The organism is Lysinibacillus phoenicis, from assembly GCF_047238325.1.
GTDB classification, from domain to species: domain Bacteria; phylum Bacillota; class Bacilli; order Bacillales_A; family Planococcaceae; genus Lysinibacillus; species Lysinibacillus irui.
In genome coordinates this window covers 2,746,367-2,765,181 of the sequence record NZ_JBDFMP010000002.1, presented here as the reverse complement: position 1 = coordinate 2,765,181, position 18,815 = coordinate 2,746,367, and the positions used below count along the sequence as shown (strand labels likewise).

Genomic DNA, 18,815 nt, shown 5'->3' with positions numbered 1-18,815 from the left:
GTCTACACTTTGTCAGAACAAGAACGCTCCGGTGTTAAAGGAATTAATATCACAGAAGAAATTGAAACATCCTTTCTTGATTATGCAATGAGTGTAATTGTGTCACGTGCATTACCTGATGTACGTGATGGATTAAAACCAGTTCATCGTCGTATTTTATATGGGATGCAGGAGTTAGGAAATACAGCAGATAAGCCTTACAAAAAATCAGCACGTATTGTTGGGGATGTTATGGGTAAGTATCATCCACATGGTGACTCTTCCATTTATGATGCAATGGTACGTATGGCGCAAGATTTTAGCTATCGTTATATGCTAGTAGATGGTCATGGAAACTTTGGATCTGTTGATGGTGATGGGGCAGCAGCCATGCGTTATACTGAATCACGTATGTCTAAAATAGCCATGGAAATGCTCCGTGATATCAATAAAGATACAATTGACTATACAGACAACTATGATGGATCAGAAAAGGAACCTATCGTTTTACCGAGTCGCTATCCAAACTTATTAGTGAACGGTGCTGCAGGAATTGCTGTTGGTATGGCAACAAATATCCCTCCACACCAATTGGGAGAAACAATAGATGCCGTTATAGCTCTTTCCGAAAATCCAGCTATTACAACAGAAGAATTAATGGAAATTATCCCAGGGCCAGATTTTCCTACTGGGGGATTAATCTTAGGACGTAGCGGTATCCGCAGAGCCTATGAAACGGGTCGTGGTTCCATTATTATTCGTGCAAAGGTTGAAATTGAGCAAAAGTCCAATGGTAAGGAAACTATTCTTATTCATGAATTACCTTATCAAGTAAATAAGGCGAAGCTTATTGAAAAAATTGCAGAGCTAGTACGTGATAAAAAAATAGATGGTATTACAAATTTACGTGATGAATCTGACCGTCGTGGTATGCGAGTAGTCATTGAAATTCGTAAAGATGCCAATGCTAATGTTGTCTTAAATAATTTGTATAAACAAACAGCTATGCAATCAAGCTTCGGTATTAATATGCTGTCATTAGTAAATGGACAGCCAAAAGTACTGGGCTTAAAAGAGATGCTATACCATTATTTAGAGCACCAAAAAGTAATTATTCGTCGTCGTACAGAATTCGACCTTCGTAAAGCAGAGGACCGTGCTCATATTTTAGAAGGTTTACGAATCGCTCTAGATCATATTGATGAAATTATTGCTATTATTCGTGGTTCACGTAGTGGTGAAGAAGCGAAACCACAATTAATGGAGCGTTTTAATTTATCAGAGCGACAGGCTCAAGCTATTTTGGATATGCGTTTAGTTCGCTTAAGTGGATTAGAGCGTGAAAAAATAGAAGCGGAGTATCAAGAGCTTCAGATTCTAATAGCAGAATTAAAGGCCATTCTAGCTGATGAAGCGAAAATTGTTGATATTATTCGCACTGAAATTTTAGAGTTGAAAGAACGTTTTAATGATACACGCCGTACTGAAATTACATCAGGTGGTTTAGAAATGATTGAGGATGAAGACCTAATCCCTGTAGAAAACTCAGTTGTTACTTTAACGCATAATGGCTATATTAAACGTTTAGCTGCGAACACATACCGTAGTCAAAAACGTGGTGGCCGTGGTGTACAAGGAATGGGAACAAATGAAGATGACTTTGTAGAGCATCTAATGAATACCTCTACTCATGACACTATTCTATTCTTTACATCAAAAGGTAAAGTATTTAGAGCTAAAGGTTATGAAATTCCTGAGTTCGGTCGTACGGCTAAAGGGTTACCAATCGTTAACTTACTTAATATAGAAAAAGGCGAAAAAGTAACAGCTATGATTCGTGTGGGATCGTTTGATGAAGATGCATACTTTATCTTTACAACAAAAACAGGGATTACGAAACGTACACCTGTCTCTCAATTTGCTAACATCCGAACAAATGGTTTAATAGCTATTAGCTTACGAGAAGATGATGATCTTATTTCTGTGCGTTTAACAGATGGACATAAACAAGTTATTATTGGTACACGTGATGGTATGCTTGTTCGTTTCCAAGAAGATGATATTCGTTCTATGGGTCGTACAGCTGGTGGGGTTCGAGGTATTAAACTGCGTGACGGTGATGAAGTCGTTGGCATGGAGATTGTTGAACCAGGACAGGAAATTCTCGTTGTTACCCAAAAGGGTTATGGTAAACGTACTTCAGAAGAGGACTACCGTTTACAAAGCCGTGGCGGTGTAGGTCTGAAAACAATCCAGATTACAGATAAAAACGGTCCAATGGTAGCTGTAAAAACAGTTGATGGTTCTGAGGATCTCATGCTTATTACAATTAACGGTATGCTTATCCGCATGGATGTAAATGATATTTCATTAATTGGGCGTAGTACACAGGGAGTTCGTTTAATTCGATTAGGAGATGACGAATTGGTTGCAACTGTGGCTAAAGTTGAAAAAGAAGAAGAGTCTCAAGAAGATGAAGAGGATATAGAGGAATAATTTTAAACCGATGAACGACATTCAATTTGTCGTCATCGGTTTTTTACGTAAATAATGAAAAATAAGTAATTATTTTGAATTCCATGATAAAATGATAGTACCTTATTTAAGCAAGAAACAGTGGAGAGGTGTTTTTTTATGGAAACTATACATGTTCCGATTTCAGAGTTAGGCGTTGGTAAAGTAATTTCTGAAGATATTTTTGCTAATACACAATATCCAATCATCTTTAAAGATACAAAGATTTCCTATGTACATTTGCAAGTTTTTCATGCTTTTAATATTTTCAATGTTCCCGTTTATAAAAATCAACAAGATGCTCAACTTGAAAAGAAAGAAAATGATGTCGAAGTTGTAATAGAAGATATTCCGACTTTTAGAAAAGTTTATAATAATTCCGTTGAACAATTTAAAAGAGAATTTAAAAATTGGGAAGCGGGAGCTAAAGTAGATATTGCTAAGGCAAGAACAATTATTTTACCTTTAGTAGAGATGGTATTAGATGATCGTACTATAATTTTTGATTTAAATGAGTATTCAAACCCTAAAGAATACTTGTATCATCATTGTGTTGCGACAGGTCTGATCTCTGCAGTTATTGCTCAAAAACTTGGATATGATAGAGGAACTACCATTCAAGTTGCAATTGGTGGATTATTAGCGGATTGCGGTATGGCCAAAGTACATCCTCGTATTAGAGATAAGAAGACACCTTTAACAGAACAAGAATATAATGAAATTTATAAACATCCGGTATATAGCTATAATATGGTGAAAGATTTAACCGTTCTAAAGGAGACAATGAAAGAAGCAATCTTCCAACATCATGAACGTTTAAATGGAAGTGGATATCCAAAAGGGGAAAGGATTGCTAACATCTCTATTTTTGCACAAATTATTGCTGTTGCAGATGTATTTCATGCAATGACTTGTGAACGAGTGTATAGATCAAAGCAATCTTCATTTAAAGTTATAGAAATGATAAATGAATCGGAGTTCGGTAAGTTTGATATTAAAGTAGTGCGCGCATTAATTGATATTGTTGCGGATCTTCCTATTGGAACAATTGTAGAGCTTTCTAATCTAGAACGTGGAGAAGTAATGTTTGTGAATAAATTTGCACCAACACGTCCACTTATTAAATTGATTCATTCAGGGGAAATTTTTGATTTAGGCAAAAACCGTAGTTTTTACATTTCACGAATTATAACAAACATATAAAAGTAATAGGCAAGCCATATACCAGACTATGGCTGCCTTTTTATTAAGGCTGATCAATGTATTTCCTACAAACAAAATCATGCTCTTTAGTTTGAACTATCATAGTTTTAAGAGCAAGTATACATATTTTAAAGATTAGCAGACAGAATTATTTAAATAGTAGTTTTTTCAATGGAATGATGTTTTGAAATACCTATATAACATTGTTTTGAAATATTTATGTAGAAAGTGTTGACTTTATTTTAGAATCTTGATATTATAAATGAGTCGCCAAGAGGTGACACTGAAATAAATAACATGAACCTTGAAAACTGAACAAGCAAAACGTAATCAATAAAGTTTTAAGTAACTAGTTTCGACTAGTGAACGAAACAAAATTTTGGACATCAAAATTGATGCCAGCAAAACAATTTGAGCTAATCAAATTTCTTTTATGGAGAGTTTGATCCTGGCTCAGGACGAACGCTGGCGGCGTGCCTAATACATGCAAGTCGAGCGAACAGAGAAGGAGCTTGCTCCTTTGACGTTAGCGGCGGACGGGTGAGTAACACGTGGGCAACCTACCTTATAGTTTGGGATAACTCCGGGAAACCGGGGCTAATACCGAATAATCTGTTCCACCTCATGGTGGAACACTGAAAGACGGTTTCGGCTGTCGCTATAAGATGGGCCCGCGGCGCATTAGCTAGTTGGTGAGGTAACGGCTCACCAAGGCGACGATGCGTAGCCGACCTGAGAGGGTGATCGGCCACACTGGGACTGAGACACGGCCCAGACTCCTACGGGAGGCAGCAGTAGGGAATCTTCCACAATGGGCGAAAGCCTGATGGAGCAACGCCGCGTGAGTGAAGAAGGTTTTCGGATCGTAAAACTCTGTTGTAAGGGAAGAACAAGTACAGTAGTAACTGGCTGTACCTTGACGGTACCTTATTAGAAAGCCACGGCTAACTACGTGCCAGCAGCCGCGGTAATACGTAGGTGGCAAGCGTTGTCCGGAATTATTGGGCGTAAAGCGCGCGCAGGCGGTCCTTTAAGTCTGATGTGAAAGCCCACGGCTCAACCGTGGAGGGTCATTGGAAACTGGGGGACTTGAGTGCAGAAGAGGAAAGTGGAATTCCAAGTGTAGCGGTGAAATGCGTAGAGATTTGGAGGAACACCAGTGGCGAAGGCGACTTTCTGGTCTGTAACTGACGCTGAGGCGCGAAAGCGTGGGGAGCAAACAGGATTAGATACCCTGGTAGTCCACGCCGTAAACGATGAGTGCTAAGTGTTAGGGGGTTTCCGCCCCTTAGTGCTGCAGCTAACGCATTAAGCACTCCGCCTGGGGAGTACGGTCGCAAGACTGAAACTCAAAGGAATTGACGGGGGCCCGCACAAGCGGTGGAGCATGTGGTTTAATTCGAAGCAACGCGAAGAACCTTACCAGGTCTTGACATCCCGTTGACCACTGTAGAGATATAGTTTCCCCTTCGGGGGCAACGGTGACAGGTGGTGCATGGTTGTCGTCAGCTCGTGTCGTGAGATGTTGGGTTAAGTCCCGCAACGAGCGCAACCCTTGATCTTAGTTGCCATCATTTAGTTGGGCACTCTAAGGTGACTGCCGGTGACAAACCGGAGGAAGGTGGGGATGACGTCAAATCATCATGCCCCTTATGACCTGGGCTACACACGTGCTACAATGGACGATACAAACGGTTGCCAACTCGCGAGAGGGAGCTAATCCGATAAAGTCGTTCTCAGTTCGGATTGTAGGCTGCAACTCGCCTACATGAAGCCGGAATCGCTAGTAATCGCGGATCAGCATGCCGCGGTGAATACGTTCCCGGGCCTTGTACACACCGCCCGTCACACCACGAGAGTTTGTAACACCCGAAGTCGGTGAGGTAACCTTTTGGAGCCAGCCGCCGAAGGTGGGATAGATGATTGGGGTGAAGTCGTAACAAGGTAGCCGTATCGGAAGGTGCGGCTGGATCACCTCCTTTCTAAGGATATTTTCGGAATACAAACCTAGGGTTTGTAAGATTACGTTTTGCGTTCAGTTTTGAAGGTTTATGAAATATTATAAAACTTCCAAGAGGGCCTATAGCTCAGCTGGTTAGAGCGCACGCCTGATAAGCGTGAGGTCGATGGTTCGAGTCCATTTAGGCCCACCATATATACCTCTTGGGGCCTTAGCTCAGCTGGGAGAGCGCCTGCCTTGCACGCAGGAGGTCAGCGGTTCGATCCCGCTAGGCTCCACCAATTTTGTTCTTTGAAAACTGGATAAAACGACATTGAAATTGTAACAAACACATTTATTTTTTAAGTTTTTTATAGGCTTAATAACTTGGTTAAGTTATTAAGGGCGCACGGCGAATGCCTTGGCACTAGGAGCCGAAGAAGGACGGCACTAACACCGATATGCTTCGGGGAGCTGTAAGTGAGCTTTGATCCGGAGATTTCCGAATGGGGGAACCCACTACGTTTAATCGCGTAGTATCTTGACGTGAATACATAGCGTCTTGAAGGCAGACCCAGGGAACTGAAACATCTAAGTACCTGGAGGAAGAGAAAGAAAAATCGATTCCCTGAGTAGCGGCGAGCGAAACGGGAAGAGCCCAAACCAAGAGGCTTGCCTCTTGGGGTTGTAGGACACTCTATACGGAGTTACAAAAGAGCGAGTTAGATGAAGCGACTTGGAAAGGTCCGCCAGAGCAGGTAAAAGCCCTGTAGTCGAAAGTTCGTTCTCTCCTGAGTGGATCCTGAGTACGGCGGAACACGTGAAATTCCGTCGGAATCCGGGAGGACCATCTCCCAAGGCTAAATACTACCTAGTGACCGATAGTGAACCAGTACCGTGAGGGAAAGGTGAAAAGCACCCCGGAAGGGGAGTGAAAGAGATCCTGAAACCGTGTGCCTACAAGTAGTTAGAGCCCGTTAATGGGTGATAGCGTGCCTTTTGTAGAATGAACCGGCGAGTTACGATTACGTGCGAGGTTAAGCTTTAGAAGGCGGAGCCGCAGCGAAAGCGAGTCTGAATAGGGCGAAATAGTACGTGGTCGTAGACCCGAAACCAGGTGATCTACCCATGTCCAGGGTGAAGGTAAGGTAACACTTACTGGAGGCCCGAACCCACGCACGTTGAAAAGTGCGGGGATGAGGTGTGGGTAGCGGAGAAATTCCAATCGAACTTGGAGATAGCTGGTTCTCTCCGAAATAGCTTTAGGGCTAGCCTCGTGATGAGAATACTGGAGGTAGAGCACTGTTTGGACTAGGGGGCCATCCCGGTTTACCGAATTCAGACAAACTCCGAATGCCAGATATTTATACACGGGAGTCAGACTGCGAGTGATAAGATCCGTAGTCAAAAGGGAAACAGCCCAGACCACCAGCTAAGGTCCCAAAGTAATCGTTAAGTGGAAAAGGATGTGGCGTTGCACAGACAACCAGGATGTTGGCTTAGAAGCAGCCATCATTTAAAGAGTGCGTAATAGCTCACTGGTCGAGTGACGCTGCGCCGAAAATGTATCGGGGCTAAACGATTCACCGAAGCTGTGGATTGACATCTACGATGTCAGTGGTAGGAGAGCGTTCTAAGTGCGTTGAAGTCAGACCGGAAGGACTGGTGGAGCGCTTAGAAGTGAGAATGCCGGTATGAGTAGCGAAAGACGGGTGAGAATCCCGTCCACCGTATGACTAAGGTTTCCTGAGGAAGGCTCGTCCGCTCAGGGTTAGTCGGGACCTAAGCCGAGGCCGACAGGCGTAGGCGATGGACAACAGGTTGATATTCCTGTACCACCTCCTCACCGTTTGAGAAATGGGGGGACGCAGTAGGATAGGGTAAGCGCGCTGTTGGTTATGCGCGTCCAAGCAGTAAGGCGTGTGTGTAGGCAAATCCGCACACTGTAACGTTGAGCTGTGATGGCGAGTCCGTATGGACGAAGTTCCTGATTTCACACTGCCAAGAAAAGCCTCTATCGAGGTGAGAGGTGCCCGTACCGCAAACCGACACAGGTAGTCGAGGAGAGAATCCTAAGGTGTGCGAGAGAACTCTCGTTAAGGAACTCGGCAAAATGACCCCGTAACTTCGGGAGAAGGGGTGCTCTTGAGCGTGCAAGCGCATGAGAGCCGCAGTGAATAGGCCCAGGCGACTGTTTAGCAAAAACACAGGTCTCTGCAAAACCGTAAGGTGACGTATAGGGGCTGACGCCTGCCCGGTGCTGGAAGGTTAAGAGGAGTGGTTAGCGCAAGCGAAGCTGCGAATTGAAGCCCCAGTAAACGGCGGCCGTAACTATAACGGTCCTAAGGTAGCGAAATTCCTTGTCGGGTAAGTTCCGACCCGCACGAAAGGCGTAACGATCTGGGCACTGTCTCAACGAGAGACTCGGTGAAATTATAGTACCTGTGAAGATGCAGGTTACCCGCGACAGGACGGAAAGACCCCGTGGAGCTTTACTGTAGCCTGATATTGAATTTTGGTACAACTTGTACAGGATAGGTAGGAGCCAGAGATCTCGGAGCGCCAGCTTCGAAGGAGGCGTCGGTGGGATACTACCCTGGTTGTATTGAAATTCTAACCCATGCCCCTTAGCGGGGCAGGAGACAGTGTCAGGCGGACAGTTTGACTGGGGCGGTCGCCTCCTAAAAGGTAACGGAGGCGCCCAAAGGTTCCCTCAGAATGGTTGGAAATCATTCGTAGAGTGTAAAGGCACAAGGGAGCTTGACTGCGAGACCTACAAGTCGAGCAGGGTCGAAAGACGGGCTTAGTGATCCGGTGGTTCCGCATGGAAGGGCCATCGCTCAACGGATAAAAGCTACCCCGGGGATAACAGGCTTATCTCCCCCAAGAGTCCACATCGACGGGGAGGTTTGGCACCTCGATGTCGGCTCATCGCATCCTGGGGCTGTAGTCGGTCCCAAGGGTTGGGCTGTTCGCCCATTAAAGCGGTACGCGAGCTGGGTTCAGAACGTCGTGAGACAGTTCGGTCCCTATCCGTCGTGGGCGTAGGAAATTTGAGAGGAGCTGTCCTTAGTACGAGAGGACCGGGATGGACACACCGCTGGTGTACCAGTTGTCTTGCCAAAGGCATCGCTGGGTAGCTATGTGTGGACGGGATAAGTGCTGAAAGCATCTAAGCATGAAGCCCCCCTCAAGATGAGATTTCCCATTACGCAAGTAAGTAAGATCCCTCAAAGACGATGAGGTAGATAGGTTCGAGGTGGAAGTGTGGTGACACATGGAGCTGACGAATACTAATCGATCGAGGACTTAACCAAATTGTTTGAAGCATTCAATGCGCCGTTTATCCAGTTTTGAAAGAATAATCTTTCAATTAAATAACTGTCTAGTGATGATGGCAAAGAGGTCACACCCGTTCCCATACCGAACACGGAAGTTAAGCTCTTTAGCGCCGATGGTAGTTGGGGGCTTCCCCCTGTGAGAGTAGGACGTCGCTAGGCAATGAAACAGTCAGCTGTGTGCTGGCTGTTTTTTTTTACATATAGCTTTTTGTGTTTATTATGTAGATAGTGAGAGATGTTTTTAAATGTCTTAGATTTTAATTACATAGTTAAACAAAGACATTCTCGTATATAAAGCACACTTTTGTGCTATACTAACGCCTTGCCTCTATGCATCACTCACTCTCCATTTCATCCTTTTATTAATTCCTTAAAACCTTTTTCTTTTAAAAATTGCCTTTATATCGAAGATATTTAAATTGAATCGAATGATAACGACAAGAATATGTAAATTTCAGTTCTATTCAGCATTAACCAATCTTATAATATAAAGATTACAGCAAAAAGGAGAGGGAATTTTGTGGATTGATGGAGTTTTTTCTGGTGGAGGCTTGAAGGGTTTTGCACTGGTTGGGGCTTATCAAGTATTAGAAGCAGAGCATTTCCGATTTAAACGCGTAGCTGGTACAAGTGCAGGTGCTATTTTAGCAGCATTTATCGCAGCAGGATATAGTGGCAAAGAAATTGAAATGATGCTAGAAGAGTTGGATATACCTTCACTACTGGATCCAAGAAGAACATTTTTACCTTTCCCTTTTATGAAATGGATAAATGTTTATCATCATTTGGGTCTTTATAAAGGAAAGGCATTGGAAAAATGGTTTTTTAAAAAACTAGCTGATAAAGGTGTCTTCACTTTTGGAGATTTACCTAAAGACTCTCTTAAGTTAGTTGCCTCAGATTTAACGAACGGTAGAATGATTGTCCTGCCTGATGATTTACACAAATATCAAATTGAAGCAAAGAATTTTTCAGTTGCTTGTGCATTACGTATGAGTTGTGGTATACCTTTCTTCTTTGAACCAGTTACATTAAAGACGGGTAAAGGTGAATCAGTCATAGTAGACGGTGGTGTTTTAAGTAATTTTCCATTATGGATATTTGACGATAAAGAAGGTCGGAAAGTACGACCTATTTTAGGCCTAAAGCTTAGCAGAAGAAGAGAAGAGCAATGTCCTCAAGAAATTAAAAATGGTTTAAATTTATTTGAAGCACTATTTTCGACTATGAAAGATGCTCATGATGAAAGATATATTTCTAGACGACATGAAAGAGATATTATTTTTATTCCTGTAGAAGATTATAGTGCAACTCAATTTGATTTAAACGAGGAGACAAAAGAAACTCTTTTAGAAATAGGAAGAAACCGTACAATTCAATTTTTACGGAATTGGCCAAGATTAAGATTGTAACTAAATAAAAAAATCATATAAAACTATTGACCAAAAATAAATAGGGTGTTATTATATAAAAGTTGCTGTTGAGATAAGCAGTGACTGAAAGAAATTAAAATAAAAAATGAAATAACTGTTTGACATTATATTTAAAACATGTTATTATATAAAAGTTAGCTCTTAACGAAGAGTTAATAACATGAACCTTGAAAACTGAACAAGCAAAACGTAATCAATAAAGTTTTAAGTAACTAGTTTCGGCTAGTGAACGAAACAAAATTTTGGACATCAAAATTGATGCCAGCAAAACAATTTGAGCTAATCAAATTTCTTTTATGGAGAGTTTGATCCTGGCTCAGGACGAACGCTGGCGGCGTGCCTAATACATGCAAGTCGAGCGAACAGAGAAGGAGCTTGCTCCTTTGACGTTAGCGGCGGACGGGTGAGTAACACGTGGGCAACCTACCTTATAGTTTGGGATAACTCCGGGAAACCGGGGCTAATACCGAATAATCTGTTCCACCTCATGGTGGAACACTGAAAGACGGTTTCGGCTGTCGCTATAAGATGGGCCCGCGGCGCATTAGCTAGTTGGTGAGGTAACGGCTCACCAAGGCGACGATGCGTAGCCGACCTGAGAGGGTGATCGGCCACACTGGGACTGAGACACGGCCCAGACTCCTACGGGAGGCAGCAGTAGGGAATCTTCCACAATGGGCGAAAGCCTGATGGAGCAACGCCGCGTGAGTGAAGAAGGTTTTCGGATCGTAAAATTCTGTTGTAAGGGAAGAACAAGTACAGTAGTAACTGGCTGTACCTTGACGGTACCTTATTAGAAAGCCACGGCTAACTACGTGCCAGCAGCCGCGGTAATACGTAGGTGGCAAGCGTTGTCCGGAATTATTGGGCGTAAAGCGCGCGCAGGCGGTCCTTTAAGTCTGATGTGAAAGCCCACGGCTCAACCGTGGAGGGTCATTGGAAACTGGGGGACTTGAGTGCAGAAGAGGAAAGTGGAATTCCAAGTGTAGCGGTGAAATGCGTAGAGATTTGGAGGAACACCAGTGGCGAAGGCGACTTTCTGGTCTGTAACTGACGCTGAGGCGCGAAAGCGTGGGGAGCAAACAGGATTAGATACCCTGGTAGTCCACGCCGTAAACGATGAGTGCTAAGTGTTAGGGGGTTTCCGCCCCTTAGTGCTGCAGCTAACGCATTAAGCACTCCGCCTGGGGAGTACGGTCGCAAGACTGAAACTCAAAGGAATTGACGGGGGCCCGCACAAGCGGTGGAGCATGTGGTTTAATTCGAAGCAACGCGAAGAACCTTACCAGGTCTTGACATCCCGTTGACCACTGTAGAGATATAGTTTCCCCTTCGGGGGCAACGGTGACAGGTGGTGCATGGTTGTCGTCAGCTCGTGTCGTGAGATGTTGGGTTAAGTCCCGCAACGAGCGCAACCCTTGATCTTAGTTGCCATCATTTAGTTGGGCACTCTAAGGTGACTGCCGGTGACAAACCGGAGGAAGGTGGGGATGACGTCAAATCATCATGCCCCTTATGACCTGGGCTACACACGTGCTACAATGGACGATACAAACGGTTGCCAACTCGCGAGAGGGAGCTAATCCGATAAAGTCGTTCTCAGTTCGGATTGTAGGCTGCAACTCGCCTACATGAAGCCGGAATCGCTAGTAATCGCGGATCAGCATGCCGCGGTGAATACGTTCCCGGGCCTTGTACACACCGCCCGTCACACCACGAGAGTTTGTAACACCCGAAGTCGGTGAGGTAACCTTTTGGAGCCAGCCGCCGAAGGTGGGATAGATGATTGGGGTGAAGTCGTAACAAGGTAGCCGTATCGGAAGGTGCGGCTGGATCACCTCCTTTCTAAGGATATTTTCGGAATACAAACCTAGGGTTTGTAAGATTACGTTTTGCGTTCAGTTTTGAAGGTTCATTCTTCCGAATGAAATACTTCAAAACTTGTTCTTTGAAAACTGGATAAAACGACATTGAAATTGTAACAAACACATTTATTTTTTAAGTTTTTTATAGGCTTAATAACTTGGTTAAGTTATTAAGGGCGCACGGCGAATGCCTTGGCACTAGGAGCCGAAGAAGGACGGCACTAACACCGATATGCTTCGGGGAGCTGTAAGTGAGCTTTGATCCGGAGATTTCCGAATGGGGGAACCCACTACGTTTAATCGCGTAGTATCTTGACGTGAATACATAGCGTCTTGAAGGCAGACCCAGGGAACTGAAACATCTAAGTACCTGGAGGAAGAGAAAGAAAAATCGATTCCCTGAGTAGCGGCGAGCGAAACGGGAAGAGCCCAAACCAAGAGGCTTGCCTCTTGGGGTTGTAGGACACTCTATACGGAGTTACAAAAGAGCGAGTTAGATGAAGCGACTTGGAAAGGTCCGCCAGAGCAGGTAAAAGCCCTGTAGTCGAAAGTTCGTTCTCTCCTGAGTGGATCCTGAGTACGGCGGAACACGTGAAATTCCGTCGGAATCCGGGAGGACCATCTCCCAAGGCTAAATACTACCTAGTGACCGATAGTGAACCAGTACCGTGAGGGAAAGGTGAAAAGCACCCCGGGAGGGGAGTGAAAGAGATCCTGAAACCGTGTGCCTACAAGTAGTTAGAGCCCGTTAATGGGTGATAGCGTGCCTTTTGTAGAATGAACCGGCGAGTTACGATTACGTGCGAGGTTAAGCTTTAGAAGGCGGAGCCGCAGCGAAAGCGAGTCTGAATAGGGCGAAATAGTACGTGGTCGTAGACCCGAAACCAGGTGATCTACCCATGTCCAGGGTGAAGGTAAGGTAACACTTACTGGAGGCCCGAACCCACGCACGTTGAAAAGTGCGGGGATGAGGTGTGGGTAGCGGAGAAATTCCAATCGAACTTGGAGATAGCTGGTTCTCTCCGAAATAGCTTTAGGGCTAGCCTCGTGATGAGAATACTGGAGGTAGAGCACTGTTTGGACTAGGGGGCCATCCCGGTTTACCGAATTCAGACAAACTCCGAATGCCAGATATTTATACACGGGAGTCAGACTGCGAGTGATAAGATCCGTAGTCAAAAGGGAAACAGCCCAGACCACCAGCTAAGGTCCCAAAGTAATCGTTAAGTGGAAAAGGATGTGGCGTTGCACAGACAACCAGGATGTTGGCTTAGAAGCAGCCATCATTTAAAGAGTGCGTAATAGCTCACTGGTCGAGTGACGCTGCGCCGAAAATGTATCGGGGCTAAACGATTCACCGAAGCTGTGGATTGACATCTACGATGTCAGTGGTAGGAGAGCGTTCTAAGTGCGTTGAAGTCAGACCGGAAGGACTGGTGGAGCGCTTAGAAGTGAGAATGCCGGTATGAGTAGCGAAAGACGGGTGAGAATCCCGTCCACCGTATGACTAAGGTTTCCTGAGGAAGGCTCGTCCGCTCAGGGTTAGTCGGGACCTAAGCCGAGGCCGACAGGCGTAGGCGATGGACAACAGGTTGATATTCCTGTACCACCTCCTCACCGTTTGAGAAATGGGGGGACGCAGTAGGATAGGGTAAGCGCGCTGTTGGTTATGCGCGTCCAAGCAGTAAGGCGTGTGTGTAGGCAAATCCGCACACTGTAACGTTGAGCTGTGATGGCGAGTCCGTATGGACGAAGTTCCTGATTTCACACTGCCAAGAAAAGCCTCTATCGAGGTGAGAGGTGCCCGTACCGCAAACCGACACAGGTAGTCGAGGAGAGAATCCTAAGGTGTGCGAGAGAACTCTCGTTAAGGAACTCGGCAAAATGACCCCGTAACTTCGGGAGAAGGGGTGCTCTTGAGCGTGCAAGCGCATGAGAGCCGCAGTGAATAGGCCCAGGCGACTGTTTAGCAAAAACACAGGTCTCTGCAAAACCGTAAGGTGACGTATAGGGGCTGACGCCTGCCCGGTGCTGGAAGGTTAAGAGGAGTGGTTAGCGCAAGCGAAGCTGCGAATTGAAGCCCCAGTAAACGGCGGCCGTAACTATAACGGTCCTAAGGTAGCGAAATTCCTTGTCGGGTAAGTTCCGACCCGCACGAAAGGCGTAACGATCTGGGCACTGTCTCAACGAGAGACTCGGTGAAATTATAGTACCTGTGAAGATGCAGGTTACCCGCGACAGGACGGAAAGACCCCGTGGAGCTTTACTGTAGCCTGATATTGAATTTTGGTACAACTTGTACAGGATAGGTAGGAGCCAGAGATCTCGGAGCGCCAGCTTCGAAGGAGGCGTCGGTGGGATACTACCCTGGTTGTATTGAAATTCTAACCCATGCCCCTTAGCGGGGCAGGAGACAGTGTCAGGCGGACAGTTTGACTGGGGCGGTCGCCTCCTAAAAGGTAACGGAGGCGCCCAAAGGTTCCCTCAGAATGGTTGGAAATCATTCGTAGAGTGTAAAGGCACAAGGGAGCTTGACTGCGAGACCTACAAGTCGAGCAGGGTCGAAAGACGGGCTTAGTGATCCGGTGGTTCCGCATGGAAGGGCCATCGCTCAACGGATAAAAGCTACCCCGGGGATAACAGGCTTATCTCCCCCAAGAGTCCACATCGACGGGGAGGTTTGGCACCTCGATGTCGGCTCATCGCATCCTGGGGCTGTAGTCGGTCCCAAGGGTTGGGCTGTTCGCCCATTAAAGCGGTACGCGAGCTGGGTTCAGAACGTCGTGAGACAGTTCGGTCCCTATCCGTCGTGGGCGTAGGAAATTTGAGAGGAGCTGTCCTTAGTACGAGAGGACCGGGATGGACACACCGCTGGTGTACCAGTTGTCTTGCCAAAGGCATCGCTGGGTAGCTATGTGTGGACGGGATAAGTGCTGAAAGCATCTAAGCATGAAGCCCCCCTCAAGATGAGATTTCCCATTACGCAAGTAAGTAAGATCCCTCAAAGACGATGAGGTAGATAGGTTCGAGGTGGAAGTGTGGTGACACATGGAGCTGACGAATACTAATCGATCGAGGACTTAACCAAATTGTTTGAAGCATTCAATGCGCCGTTTATCCAGTTTTGAAAGAATAATCTTTCAATTAAATAACTGTCTAGTGATGATGGCAAAGAGGTCACACCCGTTCCCATACCGAACACGGAAGTTAAGCTCTTTAGCGCCGATGGTAGTTGGGGGCTTCCCCCTGTGAGAGTAGGACGTCGCTAGGCAATGAAACAGTCAGCTGTGTGCTGGCTGTTTTTTTATAAACTAACGAAATTCATTAATAAATTAAAGAATTTCCTACAAAAAACCTTTAATATATCACTCATTTCCTTCATTTATATAATATTAATGGTAATAAATCTCTTTTATTATAGCTTTTTATTTGGGTGTAACTTTAAAATTTGATATAATTAAAAATCTGAATTGTCTTTCTTTTATAAGTTTCTTGACAGTAGCAGTCCACGTTGTTAATCTTACAATTAATATTCTTTTAACTATAGGAGGAAGTTACGAAAATGTGGGAAACTAAATTTGCCAAAGAAGGTTTAACTTTTGATGATGTATTATTAGTACCAGCTCATTCCGAAGTATTACCGAAAGATGTTGATTTATCAGTTCAATTAACACCGAAAATTAAATTAAACATTCCAATGATTAGTGCAGGTATGGATACAGTTACTGAGTCTAAAATGGCAATTGCTATGGCACGACAAGGCGGTATCGGTATTATCCATAAAAACATGGGGATCGATGAGCAAGCTGAACAAGTAGAAAAAGTAAAACGTTCTGAAAATGGTGTTATAACAAACCCATTCTTCTTAACTCCGACTCATCAAGTTTTCGATGCTGAACATTTAATGGGGAAATACAGAATCTCTGGTGTACCTATTGTTGATAGCATGGAAAACCAAAAATTAGTAGGGATTATTACAAACCGTGATTTACGTTTTATCTCTGACTACTCTTTAAAAATTGAAGATGTAATGACAAAAGAAGATTTAATTACGGCTCCTGTTGGAACGACTTTAGAGGATGCTGAAAAAATTCTTCAACAATATAAAATCGAAAAACTTCCGATTGTAGATGAAGAAGGTAGATTAACTGGACTTATCACAATTAAAGATATCGAGAAAGTAATTGAATTCCCGAATGCTGCTAAGGACATACATGGCCGTTTACTTGTAGGTGCAGCAGTTGGTGTATCAAAAGATACAATGGTACGTATTGAAAAACTTGTAGAAGCACAAGTAGACATTGTAGTAATCGATACTGCTCACGGTCATTCAGAAGGCGTATTACAGACAATTCGCTCAATCCGTGAGACTTATCCAGAATTAGAAATTATCGCTGGTAACGTAGCAACTTCAGAAGGTGCACGTGCATTATTTGAAGCTGGTGCAGACGTTGTGAAGGTTGGTATTGGCCCAGGTTCAATTTGTACTACACGTGTAGTAGCTGGTGTAGGTGTACCACAAATTACAGCAGTTTATGATTGTGCTACAGTAGCTCGTGAGCTTGGTAAAACGATTATTGCCGATGGTGGTATTAAGTACTCTGGTGATATCGTAAAAGCTTTAGCAGCTGGTGGAAATGTGGTAATGCTTGGTTCACTTCTAGCAGGTACTTCTGAATCTCCAGGAGAAACAGAAATTTTCCAAGGACGTCGCTTCAAAGTTTATCGTGGTATGGGTTCTATTGGAGCAATGGAAAAAGGCTCAAAAGACCGTTACTTCCAAGAAGACGCGAAAAAATTAGTGCCTGAAGGTATTGAAGGTCGCCTACCATATAAAGGACCACTAGCAGATACAATTTATCAACTTATTGGTGGCATTCGTGCTGGTATGGGTTATTGTGGAGCACCACATCTTGAGCATTTACGAGAAAAAGCTCAATTTGTTAGAATGACTGGTGCTGGTCTTCGTGAATCCCATCCACATGATGTACAAATTACAAAAGAAGCACCAAACTATTCAATGTAATTTATTACTTGCAACTTTTATGCTTTCGCATCGTCTACAAAGATGGCGCGAGAGCATTTTTTTATGGTAGAGAGTCAACACGTATGTTGTTATCTATGATAAAATGTCGAGGACAAGATTATTTTTTGGAGGGCTTTAGAGGTGAAAAAGAAAACGAACACCGTATTACGCTTACTCCTAATTCCTGTTTTACTAATTAGTATTTTTGCAGGTATTCCTGCACAGGCACATGCGGAAACAGATTTAGGATTAACAGTGGATGCTGCGATTTTAATTGACGCAGACTCAGGGAAAATTTTATATGAACAAAATGCAGATACTTCACTAGGTATTGCAAGTATGACAAAGATGATGACTGAATTCCTGTTATTGGACGCAATTGATGCAGGAACAGTTAAATGGGATCAGGAATATCACGTAACAGATTATACGTATCGTATGTCTCAAAATCGTGCATTAAGTAATGTACCTTTACGTAGAGATGGCACTTATACCATTCGTGAATTATACGAGGCAATGGCAATTTATTCTGCAAATGCGGCAACAGTAGCTATTGCTGAAACGATTGCAGGTTCTGAGACTGAGTTTTTAAAGTTAATGAATAAAAAAGCAGAGGAACTTGGTTTAGAAGGCTATAAATTTGTCAATGCAACGGGCCTTAATAATGCTGATTTATTTGGTATGCACCCATCAGGTACAGGCCCAGAGGATGAAAATGTGATGCCTGCTAAATCTGTAGCAAAATTGGCTTATCATTTATTAAAAGATCATCCAAAGGTTTTAGAGACATCTAAAATTGCAAAAAAGAAGTTCCGTGAAGGTACTGAAGATGAAATTCAAATGTCTAACTGGAACTTTATGTTGCCTGGATTAGTGTATGAATACGAAGGTGTAGATGGATTAAAAACAGGTACAACAAACTTTGCAGGTCATTGTTTCACAGGTACTGCAGAGCGCAATGGTACTCGTTTGATTGCTGTTGTTATGAAGGCTGTTGATGCAAAAGGACAAGGATCTTATGAAGCTCGTTTTGATGCAACAGCAAAATTATTTAACTATGGCTTTTCTCAATTCTCAAAGCAAGAAATTTTACCAGCGAACTATACGTTCAAAGGTCAAAAAACAGTAAAAGTGACAAAAGGTAAAGAAGACAAAGTAGCGATTGCGGTAAAAGAACCCATTTCATTTATGATTAAGTCTTCTGATAAAGATTTATATAAACCGACATTGGTTTTAGATAAAAAAAGTTTAGAGGCAGATGTTAAAAAGGATACTGTTGTAGGTAAGGTTGTTATTGAACGCACAGAAGGCACAGATTACGGCTTTATCGATGGCAAGGATATTTCATCTGATGTTGTCACAACAAAGGCTGTAGAGCGCGCTAGCGGTATCTCATTGTTCTTCCAAGGTGTAGGTAACTTCTTCGGCAATTTATGGGGAGGCATTACTGACTTTGTTGGTGGACTGTTTTAATAATTAAAAATGAGCACATGAATGTACTTAGCATTCATGTGC

At 43.8% G+C, this 18,815-nt stretch carries 5 protein-coding genes, 2 tRNA genes and 6 rRNA genes; all 13 read left to right on the top strand.

Annotation, left to right across the window (positions count from 1 at the left end; translation table 11 throughout):
• The first annotated feature begins 9 nt into the window (after window positions 1-9).
• Window positions 10-2,475 (top strand): DNA gyrase subunit A, encoded by a 2,466-nt coding sequence (gene gyrA, locus ABC382_RS15220; protein ID WP_274795110.1) that lies wholly within the window; start codon window positions 10-12, stop codon window positions 2,473-2,475.
• Between the two features lie 138 nt (window positions 2,476-2,613).
• Complete coding sequence (locus tag ABC382_RS15215) at window positions 2,614-3,696, top strand: HD-GYP domain-containing protein (protein ID WP_274795112.1); 1,083 nt, start codon at window positions 2,614-2,616, stop codon at window positions 3,694-3,696.
• Between the two features lie 430 nt (window positions 3,697-4,126).
• A 16S ribosomal RNA gene (locus ABC382_RS15210) occupies window positions 4,127-5,678 on the top strand.
• A 94-nt stretch (window positions 5,679-5,772) separates the two neighbouring features.
• Window positions 5,773-5,849: transfer RNA gene (locus tag ABC382_RS15205), tRNA-Ile, on the top strand.
• A 12-nt stretch (window positions 5,850-5,861) separates the two neighbouring features.
• Window positions 5,862-5,937: transfer RNA gene (locus ABC382_RS15200), tRNA-Ala, on the top strand.
• 87 nt (window positions 5,938-6,024) lie between these two features.
• A 23S ribosomal RNA gene (locus ABC382_RS15195) occupies window positions 6,025-8,952 on the top strand.
• 67 nt (window positions 8,953-9,019) lie between these two features.
• Window positions 9,020-9,135 (top strand): 5S ribosomal RNA (gene rrf, locus ABC382_RS15190).
• A 359-nt stretch (window positions 9,136-9,494) separates the two neighbouring features.
• On the top strand, window positions 9,495-10,388 hold the full coding sequence (locus ABC382_RS15185; RefSeq protein WP_322612179.1) for a patatin-like phospholipase family protein: 894 nt from the start codon (window positions 9,495-9,497) through the stop codon (window positions 10,386-10,388).
• A 314-nt stretch (window positions 10,389-10,702) separates the two neighbouring features.
• Window positions 10,703-12,254: ribosomal RNA gene (locus tag ABC382_RS15180) — 16S ribosomal RNA — on the top strand.
• Between the two features lie 180 nt (window positions 12,255-12,434).
• A 23S ribosomal RNA gene (locus tag ABC382_RS15175) occupies window positions 12,435-15,362 on the top strand.
• Between the two features lie 67 nt (window positions 15,363-15,429).
• Window positions 15,430-15,545 (top strand): 5S ribosomal RNA (gene rrf, locus ABC382_RS15170).
• Together the 16S, 23S and 5S rRNA genes with 2 tRNA genes alongside form the textbook arrangement of a ribosomal RNA operon.
• A gap of 291 nt (window positions 15,546-15,836) precedes the next feature.
• On the top strand, window positions 15,837-17,300 hold the full coding sequence (guaB, locus tag ABC382_RS15165) for an IMP dehydrogenase (RefSeq protein WP_274795114.1): 1,464 nt from the start codon (window positions 15,837-15,839) through the stop codon (window positions 17,298-17,300).
• A gap of 141 nt (window positions 17,301-17,441) precedes the next feature.
• Entirely contained in the window at window positions 17,442-18,773 is a 1,332-nt protein-coding gene (locus ABC382_RS15160) for a D-alanyl-D-alanine carboxypeptidase family protein (protein ID WP_274795115.1), read from the top strand.
• The last annotated feature ends 42 nt before the right edge of the window (window positions 18,774-18,815 follow it).